This is a genomic window from Frateuria defendens, assembly GCF_001182895.1.
Lineage (GTDB): Bacteria > Pseudomonadota > Gammaproteobacteria > Xanthomonadales > Rhodanobacteraceae > Frateuria_B > Frateuria_B defendens.
Genome location: NZ_LFQR01000181.1, coordinates 1 through 8,727, shown reverse-complemented (window position 1 = coordinate 8,727; position 8,727 = coordinate 1). Strand labels below are relative to the sequence as shown.

Here is an 8,727-nt window from a genome sequence, read left to right as displayed (position 1 = left end):
TCGTCCGAGCCTCACCGCCGCATAGGGGTTCGAAGGGCAAGAGCGCAAGCCAAAGCCAAAGCCAAAGCCAAAGCTGTAGAGCAGAGCTATAGACCCGTGCGGGCAGGTGCGGGCATCGCGCCTTGCGCCCTCTCCCCACGGGGGGTACGCGGGAGGCGTCATGGATGGCGCCGGCTTTGGGGAGCGGGGAGAGGGGGCAGGTGCTTGCGGCAACATGGCGACGTTCGACGGTGCTGGCGTTTGCCTGCGGCATTCCAGCGGCCTCATCCGTGATGGCGGCGCCGCGGCCCGCGGTAAGCTTGCACCGCAAACTCCATCGCCTGATGCCGTGACCATCCAGCCCGCCAGCAAAGCCCTTCTTCCCCCCTTGCCGCGCCTGCCCGTGGCGGTGCCGCGTTCGGGCGTGTCGGCCGATGCGCGCCGGGCGCTGCGCCAGTTGCTGGGCGACGTCGACCGCGCACTCGAGGTGGCGTTCCGCGACGGCGCGGCGGCGGCGGCGCTGGCGCGGCGGCGTGGCGAGTCGGTGCAGCGCATCGTGGTGCACGTGTGGACGGCGTGCCTGGGCGAGATCGACGACGCCGCGCTGTTCGCGGTGGGCGGCTTCGGCCGCGGGCTGCTGTTCCCACGCTCGGACGTGGACCTGCTGGTGCTCGCCGACGGCATCGACGCGGCGCGGCGGCGTGCGCTGGAGCAGTACTTCACCACGCTGTGGGACATCGGCCTCAAGGTCGGCCACGCGGTGCGCGACCCCGCCCAGTGCCGCGCGCTGGCGGCGCAGGAGGCCAGCGTGTTCACCAGCCTGCTGGACGCGCGCCGGCTGATCGGCAGCCCGGCCCTGGAGGCGCGGCTGCGCGCCATCGTGGACGATCCCGAGCTGTGGCCGCCGGCCGCCTACCTGGCCGCGCGGGTGGGCGAGCGCGACGCGCGCCATGCGCGCTTTGACGATACCGCCAGCAACCTCGAGCCCAACCTCAAGGACGGCCCCGGCGGTCTGCGCACGCTCGACTCGCTGCGCTGGCTGGGGCGCCGCCTGGCGCACGCGGCGGACTTCGCCGCGATGGTGGACGAAGGGCTGCTCGACCCCGCCGAGAAGGCCACGCTGGAGCGCGCCGAGGCGGTGCTGCAGCGCTACCGCTACGCGCTGCACCTGGAGGCCGGCCGGCCGGAGGAGCGGCTGCTGTTCGACTACCAGCGCTCGATCGCGGCGCGCCTGGGCTTCGTGGACGAGCACGCCACCAACCTCGGCGTCGAGCAGTTCATGCAGGGCTACTACCGTGCGGCCACCCGCATCGAGCGGCTGGGTGCGCAGATCATCGAGCGCTTCGAGGAGATGCTGGAGCCGCCGGCGGCGCCCGAGGCGGTGGGCGCGGACTTCGTGCGCTACGGCTCGCGCCTGGCGGTGCGCGAGCCGGACCTGTTCCAGCGCCGGCCCGCCGCCCTGGTGGACGTGTTCGCGGCGCGGCTGGAAGTGCCGGGCGTGGTCGGCTTCACCGCCGAGACCATGCGCCGCATCCATCGCGCGGCGGCCTCGCTGGGCGGCCGGCTGAGCGACGACGATGCCGTGCTGGCCGCGCTGCGGCGCCTGCTGCGCAAGGGGGCGCGCGCGGTCGATGCGCTGTGGAGCATGAACCGCTACGGCCTGCTGGCCGCGATCATTCCCGCCTTCGGGCGCGTGTTCGGGCGCATGCAGTACGACCTGTTCCACGTCTACACCGTGGACGAGCACACCATGCACGTGCTGCGCAACGTGGCGCGCTTCGCCGCCCCGGCCGCGCGCGCCGAGTTTCCGCTGGCCTGCGACATCTGGCCGACCCTGCCCACGCCGGAGGTGCTGCTGCTGGCGGCGCTGTTCCACGACATCGCCAAGGGCCGCGGCGGCGACCACTCGGTGCTGGGCGAGGACGACGCGCGCCGCTTCTGCACCCGCCTGGGCCTGCCCGCCAACGACGTGGAGCGCGTGGCCTGGCTGGTGCGCTGGCATCTCCTGATGAGCACCACCGCGCAGCGCCAGGACATCACCGACCCGGACGTGGTGGCCCGCTTCGCCGCGGCGGTGAGCGGCGACCGCGAGCGGCTGGGCCAGCTCTACCTGCTCACCATCGCCGACATCATCGGCACCAGCCCGCGCCTGTGGAACAGCTGGCGCGACCGCCTGCTGGCCGACCTCTACACCGCCGCCCGCTTCGCCATGCGCAGCGACGTGGAGGCGCCGCGCGACATCGCCGTGCGGGTGCAGGAGTGCCAGCGCTACGCGCTGCCGCTGCTGGAGGCCGAAGGCTTCGAGCCGGCCGTGGTGGAGCGGCTGTGGGCGGACTTCCCCGACGCCAGCTTCCTGCGCCACCGCCCGGAACAGATCGCCTGGCAGACCGCCACCATCCTGCGCGCCGGCGGCGTGCGGCCGCTGGTGGCGGTGCATCCGCTGTCGGTGCGCGGCACCACGGAGCTGTTCGTCTACACGCCCGATCGCGACGGCCTGTTCGCCGGCGTCACCGTGATGCTCGACCGCCTGCGCCTGTCGGTGATGGAGGCGCGCATCCTCAGCTCGCCCAAGGGCATGGCGCTCGATACCTTCCTGCTGCTGGACGCCGACACCCAGCAGCCCGTTACCGAGGCGCGCGCGGAGGAGCTGCAGCATCGCCTGCTGCGCGCGCTGCAGCAGCCGGCGCCGCTCGACCCCGCGCGGCGCAGCGTGTCGCGGCGGCTCAAGCACTTCCAGATGACGCCGCGCATCGGCTTCCACGCCGCCGGCAGCCGCACTCAGCTGGCGCTGGTGTGCACCGATCATCCGGGTCTGCTCGCCGCGGTGGCCCAGGCCATGCTCGACGCCGAGGTGCGCGTGCACGACGCGCGCATCGCCACCTTCGGCGAGCGGGTGGAGGACTTCTTCCTGCTCTCCGACCGCCACGACGCGCCGCTGGGCGAGGCGCAGCAGGAGCGCATGCGCCAGGCGCTGCTGCGGCGGCTGGGGCCCGGACCGGGCCGCGGCTGACCTCGCGCGCCGCGGCCTCGCGCCACAAGGCGGCCGGCGGCAGGCGGGGCGCCGGTGCATGTACTCTTGGCGGCCTGCGCCGGCGCGCACGGCGCGGACGCCCGCCGTGCGCCCGTGCCGACGGTCCGCCCGCTGCGTGCCGGGCCGTGCGGCCGTCTTTCCTTCCATCCGTTTTTCCGCCAGTGAGCCATCCATGCAAGCCATCGAAACCCTGATCAACGACGCCTTCGAACGCCGCAACGACCTGACCCAGGCGGAGATCGAGACCCACCTGCACCCCGCCGTCGAACAGGTGATCGGCCTGCTCGAATCGGGCGAGCGCCGTGTCGCCGAGCCGGACGGGCAGGGTGGCTGGGCGGTGAACCAGTGGCTGAAGAAGGCGGTGCTGCTGTACTTCCGCCTGAACGGCAACCGCGTGGTGGACGGCGGCGCGGCGCAGGCCTTCGACAAGGTGCCGCTGCGCTTCGCCCACGGCAACGACATCGAGCTGGAGACGCTGGGCGCGCGCGTGGTGCCGGGCGCGCTGGTGCGCCGCGGCGCGCACATCGCCAAGGACGCGGTGCTGATGCCGAGCTACGTCAACATCGGCGCCTACGTGGGCGCGGGCACCATGGTGGACACCTGGGCCACGGTGGGCTCCTGCGCGCAGATCGGCGCGCGCGTGCACCTCTCCGGCGGCGTGGGCATCGGCGGCGTGCTGGAGCCGCTGCAGGCCAACCCCACCATCATCGAGGACGACTGCTTCATCGGCGCGCGCTCGGAAGTGGTCGAGGGCGTGGTGGTGGAGCAGGGCAGCGTGATCGGCATGGGCGTGTTCCTGGGCCAGTCCACCCGCATCTACAACCGCGCCACCGGCGAGGTGAGCTACGGCCGCGTGCCGGCCGGCAGCGTGGTGGTGGCCGGCAACCTGCCGGCGAAGGACGGCAGCCACAGCCTGTACGCCGCCATCATCGTCAAGCAGGTGGACGAGAAGACGCGCTCCAAGACCGGCATCAACGAGCTGCTGCGCAGCGCCGAGTGACGGAACGCGGGGGCACCGGCGCGGGCTTGCCGCAAGCGCCGGTGCCCCCGCTGCTCGCCGCGCCTTGTTCCATCCGCGCCCCTGGCCTGTTCCCATCGAGCACGAGCATGACCGATACCACCACCCTCTACGGCCTTACCACCTGCGACACCTGCCGCAAGGCGCGCAACTGGCTCGACCGCTTCGAGGTGCCCTACGCCTTCGTCGACTACCGCGCCAACCCGGTGCCGCCCGCCACGCTCAAGGCCTGGGCCGGGCAGCTCGGCGGCTGGGAGAAGCTGGTCAACAAATCCTCCACCACCTGGCGCAACCTGCTGCCGCAGCGCAAGAACCCCGGCAGCGACCCGGAGTGGACGCTGCTGCTCAAGGAATACCCCGCGCTGGTGCGCCGCCCCGTGGTGGTGCAGGCGGACGGCGCGGTGAGCGTGGGCTTCAGCGACAACGGCTTCAAGAAGCTGTTCGGGAAATAGCCATGGCCAACCACCGGGCGCGCCGCTACCGCAGCAACCTGCGCATCGAGCGCGACAACGCGGCGCTGTACGAACGCCTGGCCACGCTCGCCACCAGTGCGCGCCAGGGCCACGCCTACCGGCGCATCGCCGAGATCGAGCGCACCAACGCGCAGTTCTGGGAGGGCCGCCTGTGCGAGATCGGCGCGCCGGTGCCGCCGCCGCGCGTGGGCCTGCGCGTGCGCGTGCTGAGCGCGTTGGCGCGGCACTTCGGCACCGGCTTCGTGATGCCTACCGTGGTGCGCATGGAGCATGCCGACCACCTCGCCACGCCGGTGGACCGCAACGAACACCGCAACCACTTCGCCGAGGCCGCCGTGAAGCCGGCGGCGCCGCGCGCCGGCCGCCACCGCACCGAAAGCGGCAACACCCTGCGCGCCGCGGTGCTGGGCGCCAACGACGGCCTGGTCTCCAACGCCAGCCTGGTGATGGGCATGGCCGGCGCCGCCACCGGCGAGCACGCGGTGCTGCTGGCCGGCTTCGCGGGGCTGGTGGCCGGCGCCTGCTCGATGTCGCTGGGCGAATGGCTGTCGGTGAACAGCTCGCGCGAGTTCTACCAGGCGCAGATCACCGAGCGCGCCGAGCGCTTCGCGGTGGCGCCGGAGGACGCGATGAAGCGCATCGCCGGCATCTACCGCGAGAAGGGCCTGCAGGCCGCGCCGGCCGAGGCGCTGGCGCAGCACCTGGTGGAAACGCCGCGCGCCGCGCTGGACACGCTGGTGCGCGAGGACTTAGGGATAGACCCGGGCGAGCTGGGCGGCTCGGCGTGGAGCGCCTCGGTGTCCTCCTTCTGCCTGTTCGCCTTCGGCGCGCTGTTCCCGGTGGCGCCGTACCTGTTCCTGCAGGGGCGCGAGGCGCTGGCCGGCAGCGTGGGCTTCACCCTGCTGGGGCTCGTCCTCATCGGCCTCGGCACCTCGCTGTTCACCGGCCGCAGCATGGCGTTCTCGATCGCGCGCCAACTGCTCATCACCGCCACAGCGGCGGGCATCACCTACCTGCTGGGACATTTGCTGGGCGTGGCGCTGGCGGGCTGAAGCCGATCGGCTGGCGCGGCGGGCATGCGCTCGGCCTCCCCATCCCTCCGGCGAGAGGGAATCGGTTGCGGCGGTCGGAGATCCGCGCCCTGCCTCGACCAAGCCGACGCACAGAGGCCATTCGCCGCACGCCTTGGCGGGGAGGCGGAGCGGCGAGCTATGCTCGCGCGATGACGACCGCGCCATCGAATCGACCGCCATCCTCCGGGCCCGCCTCGCCCGTGCTCGCCTTGACCCTCGACCTGATCCGCCGCCGCTCGGTGACGCCCGAGGATGCCGGCTGCCAGGCGGCGATCGCCGGGCGGCTGGCGCGCATCGGCTTCCGCATCGAGCACCTGCGCTACGGTGAGGTGGACAACCTGTGGGCCGTGCACGGCGAGGGCGGGCCCACGCTGGCCTTCCTCGGCCACACCGACGTGGTGCCGAGCGGGCCGGAGAACGCCTGGCGCTCACCGCCGTTCGAGCCGGCCATCGTGGATGGACGTCTATACGGCCGCGGTGCCGCCGACATGAAGGGCTCGGTGGCGGCGATGGTGGTAGCGCTGGAAGACTTCGTCGCCGCGCACCCGCGGCATCCGGGGCGGCTCGCCCTGCTGCTCACCAGCGACGAGGAAGGCCCCACCAACCTCGACGGCGTGCGCCGCGTGGCCGAACACTTCCGCGCCACCGGCGAGCGCATCGACTGGTGCGTGGTGGGCGAGCCCTCGTCGAAGGCACGGCTGGGCGACCTGATCCGCGTGGGCCGTCGCGGCTCGCTCTCCGGCACCTTGCTGGTGCGCGGCGTGCAGGGCCACGTGGCCTACCCGGAGCTGGCGAAAAACCCCATCCACGCCTTCGCGCCGGCGCTGGCCGAACTGGCCGCCGAGCGCTGGGACGAGGGCAACGCGGATTTCCCACCCACCTCGTTCCAGGTCTCCAACCTCAACGCCGGCACCGGCGCCACCAACGTCATCCCCGGCACGCTGGGTGCGCTGTTCAACTTCCGCTTCAGCACCGCCAGCCGTGCCGAGGACCTGCGCGCGCGCACCGAGGCCATCCTCGACCGCCACGGCCTCGACTACCGGCTGGATTGGAACCTCTCCGGCGAGCCCTTCCTCTCGCCCGCGGGCGGGCGCCTGCGCGAGACGGTGGCGGCCGCGTGCCGCGAGCTGGCGGGCGTGGAGCCCGAGCAGAGCACCGGCGGCGGCACCTCGGACGGGCGCTTCATCGCGCCGCTGGGCGCCGAGGTGGTGGAGCTCGGGCCGGTCAACGCCACCATCCACAAGGTGGACGAATGCGTGGCGGTGGACGACCTCGAACGCCTGCCGGCGCTGTACCGGGCGATCACCGGGCGCATGCTGGGCGTAGAATGAGGCCGCGCTGGCAGGGTGGCAGGGTGGGGCGAAGGCCTATTCCAGGGCGTTTCGCACGGCGCGGCAGCCATGCCGCCGCGGCTCCGCGACAGGGGGACCCCGCGCCGGCGCGGGAAGTGCGTGACCGGTGGCGAGGCCGGATGGCGCCGGCGCCGGGAGTCTCTCTCAGCGGAGGTGAGCCATGTTCAAGCACATCCTGCTTCCCACCGACGGCACCGAATTGTCGCTGCGCGCGGTCGACATGGGCCTGGAGCTGGCCGCGAAGATCGGCGCCGGCGTGCATGCCTTCCACGTGCTGGAGCCGTTCCCCACGGTGACCTACCTGGCCGAGATGATCCAGGCGCCCGAGCGGGCCTACACCGAGGAGGCGGTCGCCCGGGCCACGCGCTACCTGGACGAGGTGCGCGACCGCGCCGACCGCCTGGGCGTGCCCTGCACCACGGCCTACGTGTTCGACCACCGGCCCTACACCGCCATCGTCGGCGCCGCCAGCAAGCAGCACTGCGACCTGATCGTGATGGCTTCGCACGGCCGCAGCGGCATGGCGCGGCTGCTGCTGGGCAGCGAGACGCACAAGGTGATCCTGAGCTGCGGCGTGCCGGTGCTGGTCTGTCATTGAGCGACGCGCTGCGCGGGGCCGGAGGGGCCGCGCAGCCACGGCGACGGCGGGCCGGCGCGGGTCGTCGCCGACCCGCCGCGCTGGCCCGAAGGTTTCGGCGCGGTGCGCTGCGGTGCTAAGGTCGCGACGAGCCGCGCCGATGGGCGGGCGGCCCTCCACCGAAGTCCCCCCATGTCAGCCACGGTCCTCGATCTGAACCAGCTACGGCGCAGTTGCAGCGCGTGCGCGCTGCACGAGCTGTGCCTGCCCACGGGCATCGACCGCGCGGACCTGGAGCGGCTGGACGCCGCCATCCGCGACAAGCGCTCGGTCGAGCGCGGCAAGGCGCTGTTCCGCCAGGGCGATCCGTTTCGTTCGCTGTACGTGGTGCGCTCGGGCACGCTCAAGACCTACGTGGAGGACGAGGCCGGCAGCGTGCAGGTGCTGGGCTTCGCGCTGCCCGGCGAGATCGTGGGCGTGGACGCGCTGGCCGGCGACGTCCACCAGTGCAGCGCCGAGGCGCTGGAGCGCAGCAGCCTGTGCGAGCTGCCCTTCGCGCAGCTGGAAAGCGTGGTCCGCGACGTGCCGGCTTTGCAGCACCAGTTGATGCGGGTGATCAGCCGCGAGGTGGTGGCCGAGCAGTCGCACCTGGTGATGATGGGCAAGCAGCAGGCGCAGGAGCGGCTGGCGAGCTTCCTGCACAGCCTGGCCGGGCGCTATGCGCGGCTCTCGCGCGACCCGTCGGTGCTGACCCTGCCGATGTCGCGCTACGAGATCGCCAACTACCTCGGCCTGGTGGTGGAGACGGTGAGCCGCCTGTTCGGCCGCATGGAGGACGCTGGCATTCTCGCGGTGAACCGCAAGGTGGTGCGCGTGCTGCGTCCGGACCTGCTGGCGGAGTTGTGTGGCAGTCAGCGGTCGTCTTCGCATGGTGGTGAGGCGCATTGAGCGTCGCCGCAACGCGGGCTTTGAAGAGCCTAAAAGCCAGTTCGCGATTTCCTTGCCAAGCATGGGCGCCGCGGCAGGAGCATGTCTTGCGGTAGCCATGCGTGGGTGGGAGCGCAGCGACTCCGCTCTTGTTCGTCGTTCTGGCGCAGGCGGAGGCGCTTCACCACAGCGAAGCTGGTTACACAGCGCAATGCATTTGGGTTGAAGTGAAACGCTGACGTGATCTGGCCGGCCTTTGGCCGGGATTTCGCTCCCCTGCCGGGGAGCGAGTTACTT

The 8,727-nt window shown here is 72.3% G+C and carries 7 protein-coding genes; all 7 read left to right on the top strand.

Annotation, left to right across the window (positions count from 1 at the left end; translation table 11 throughout):
- The first annotated feature begins 367 nt into the window (after positions 1–367).
- The 7 genes from glnD (at position 368) to ACH65_RS17515 (ending at position 8,451) form a co-directional block, all read left to right on the top strand.
- On the top strand, positions 368–2,989 hold the full coding sequence (gene glnD / locus ACH65_RS17545) for a [protein-PII] uridylyltransferase (protein WP_049623930.1): 2,622 nt from the start codon (positions 368–370) through the stop codon (positions 2,987–2,989).
- 193 nt (positions 2,990–3,182) lie between these two features.
- Complete coding sequence (gene dapD, locus ACH65_RS17540; RefSeq protein ID WP_049623929.1) at positions 3,183–4,010, top strand: 2,3,4,5-tetrahydropyridine-2,6-dicarboxylate N-succinyltransferase; 828 nt, start codon at positions 3,183–3,185, stop codon at positions 4,008–4,010.
- A gap of 107 nt (positions 4,011–4,117) precedes the next feature.
- Positions 4,118–4,480 (top strand): Spx/MgsR family RNA polymerase-binding regulatory protein, encoded by a 363-nt coding sequence (locus ACH65_RS17535; protein WP_049623928.1) that lies wholly within the window; start codon positions 4,118–4,120, stop codon positions 4,478–4,480.
- Between the two features lie 2 nt (positions 4,481–4,482).
- Entirely contained in the window at positions 4,483–5,553 is a 1,071-nt protein-coding gene (locus ACH65_RS17530) for a VIT1/CCC1 transporter family protein (protein WP_049623927.1), read from the top strand.
- A gap of 170 nt (positions 5,554–5,723) precedes the next feature.
- Positions 5,724–6,905 carry a succinyl-diaminopimelate desuccinylase gene (gene dapE, locus ACH65_RS17525; protein ID WP_049623926.1) on the top strand — a complete coding sequence of 394 codons (1,182 nt, stop codon included), beginning with the start codon at positions 5,724–5,726 and terminating at the stop codon, positions 6,903–6,905.
- Positions 6,906–7,086: 181 nt separating this feature from the next.
- On the top strand, positions 7,087–7,524 hold the full coding sequence (locus ACH65_RS17520; RefSeq protein ID WP_049623925.1) for a universal stress protein: 438 nt from the start codon (positions 7,087–7,089) through the stop codon (positions 7,522–7,524).
- A gap of 171 nt (positions 7,525–7,695) precedes the next feature.
- A complete protein-coding gene (locus ACH65_RS17515) occupies positions 7,696–8,451 on the top strand; it encodes a cyclic nucleotide-binding domain-containing protein (protein WP_049623924.1) in 756 nt (251 codons plus the stop codon).
- The last annotated feature ends 276 nt before the right edge of the window (positions 8,452–8,727 follow it).